Annotated in this window: 2 protein-coding genes; one reads left to right on the forward strand and one right to left on the reverse strand. The window is 62.2% G+C overall.

Features of this window, described 5'->3' with window-relative positions; translation table 11 throughout:
- Positions 1 to 606: 606 nt before the first annotated feature.
- Positions 607 to 1,074 carry a DUF6416 domain-containing protein gene (locus tag AC5RWQ_RS30135; protein WP_494285988.1) on the forward strand — a complete coding sequence of 156 codons (468 nt, stop codon included), beginning with the start codon at positions 607 to 609 and terminating at the stop codon, positions 1,072 to 1,074.
- A 228-nt stretch (positions 1,075 to 1,302) separates the two neighbouring features.
- Here the strand turns inward: AC5RWQ_RS30135 and AC5RWQ_RS30140 are convergent, their stop codons facing one another.
- Positions 1,303 to 1,896: a hypothetical protein gene (locus tag AC5RWQ_RS30140; protein WP_494285989.1), complete on the reverse strand. Its 594-nt coding sequence runs from the start codon at positions 1,894 to 1,896 to the stop codon at positions 1,303 to 1,305.
- Between the last annotated feature and the right edge of the window lie 270 nt (positions 1,897 to 2,166).

The following is a 2,166-nucleotide window of genomic DNA, read 5'->3' on the forward strand; positions in this document are numbered from 1 at the left end:
CTGCAATCAGTCGCGCCGCGCTGCTAGCTGAGAAGGAAGTCGTGCAAGCTGCGATGCAGACCTCCGAGGCCGCAGCCGCGGTTATGAGTGCCTACGGTCAGGACAACCTATACCGCCCCCGTGCGGCCAAGGCGGCGCGAACGGCGGCCGAGGCAGCCCTTCAGGAGGCGATGGCCCACCTCATCACCACCATGCAGAACCACCTCCACCCCGTCCGGTCAGCAGGTTGGCGGCGACCACTCCGGCTTCTCCGCCGGCCTGGTTCGAGGACGGATGCGAGGGGCTGAGGGCTTGAACCCTGAACCCCTCCGGCGGTTTGTGGATCATCTCAGATTGGGCGGATCGGCCCACTGACCTGGGCGGGACCTTTCGTTGCCTTACAGCGGTTGACACCCCTTGTCGGTGTCAGTTGTGCCCGGGTTGTGCCCGATGATCTTGTTGACCCCTGGCTGTGGCGAGAGCCCGACGATGCAAAGACTGGACATGCAGGGCAGCTCCGCTTTCCTTCAGCAAGCATGCCGGCGGAGGTACCTAAGAGATGCCTCTAGGACTGCCTTAGATAGGTCTTGACCCCCTGCGGGGATCGGACATACCCTCCAGCTAGACATGTACCAGCGGCAAAAGGGGCCGGTCGAGATGTTGGACATCACCGTGAAGGTGCCTCAGGAGCGGGTAGCGGATTTCTACTCGATGTATGGCCGCTGGCTGGCTGGGACAGAGGCAGCCAGTGTCGGGCAGGGCAGCGGGGTCAAGCCAGAGCCAACCGACTGGACCCAAGCAGATGTAGACCTGGCCCGCACTGTCTGGGGGAGGTTCAGCGAAAACGCTAAGGCGCTCTTCTCTACCTTGATCGATCAGCCTGGCCGCGAATTTGATGGCGATGATTTAGCAGAGATGCTGAACATCCCTAACGGGCGGCATGGCGTCGCGGGTGTCCTGGCATGGCCCAGCCGGCACTGCTCCGCAGCGGGACGCAACTACTGCTGGCTATGGAACTCCCGGGAGGGCGGCCCCGTCGTGTACTGGATGACCGACGAGCTTGCTGGCCTATTTCGGCAGGCGCGCGAAGGCTAGCCGGCCTGCACCTTGACCAGCCCGACGCAGACTCCGCCCCTAACCCTTGCCTTGCAAAGGTGGATGACGGGCGTTGAGTTCTCTCGACAGGCCGCAATGCTTGTCGTTTATCACTCAGCGCCCGTCGTCCTCTGTCGGAACTTCACAATGGCTATCAGCGCTTCTTCTGACTCTTCGCTGACGATCCAGCCTGTCTAGCCAGCCGTCTTCCGACCTGGGCAACAGCTCCTAGTCGTCTCCCCACAAGGAGTCGACCACGTCTCGATCGTGAGCGGCCTCGGCTTCCTGGACCGCCCGCAACTCCACACCGAGTTCGTTGAGCGCGTCCACAAGGCCCTTCAACTCCTGGGCGTGATCCTCTTCGCTGTAGAGGTACTGAGGCAGGATCAGGCCCTGCGATCGCTGAGCGTTGTCATCCTGAACGTTGTACCCGTGACGCTTGAAGATGGCCGCCAGGTTGTTCATACGACTTCCGTGGAGGAACTTAAAGAGCGCCGAGTGGATGTTCGACGGCGTCACCGGCGAGTATTTGCCCTGCGACTTCGGCCAGTTGATCTTATCGCCCGCATTTTCAAGGTCTTTCGCTACTTCGGCTACCTGAGCGAGAAGCTCGGTCCGAAACTTCGCGATGCCATCCTTTCCTAGCGCCTTGGACACCTCGGGCTGGGCATGCGCGGTGCGCTTGGCCAAGTCCTCGATCCTTGCAGGTATCTCGCGGACGATCGTTGCCAGAAGTTCGCGCTTACGGTCCTCCGCCTCGACGCCCTTTTGCAATGCCCGGGCGCGAGCCTCTTCCAGCCTGCGTGCCGTCTCTTCGCTCATTTGCTCAGCCTACGGGGATGCACCGACAGCTGCGATGGCTCTCGATGCCGGTACGCGAAGCACGGTTGCCCCAGGTGCGCCTGCTGGGGCAATCACCGTCCTAGCAGGACATATGCCCGGCGGCTCTACCACGATGCGCTTGATCTTCCGCGCATGTTCCGGATCTTGCGACTCGGCCTGACGGCTCGCTTACAAGCTCTGTGCGTCGCGTCCGAACGCGTCCGGCAACGGCTGCGCGCTCGGTGCTCCGTCCGTGCGAGTGCTTGTCAG

This window comes from Micromonospora sp. BS32 (genome assembly GCF_059089345.1).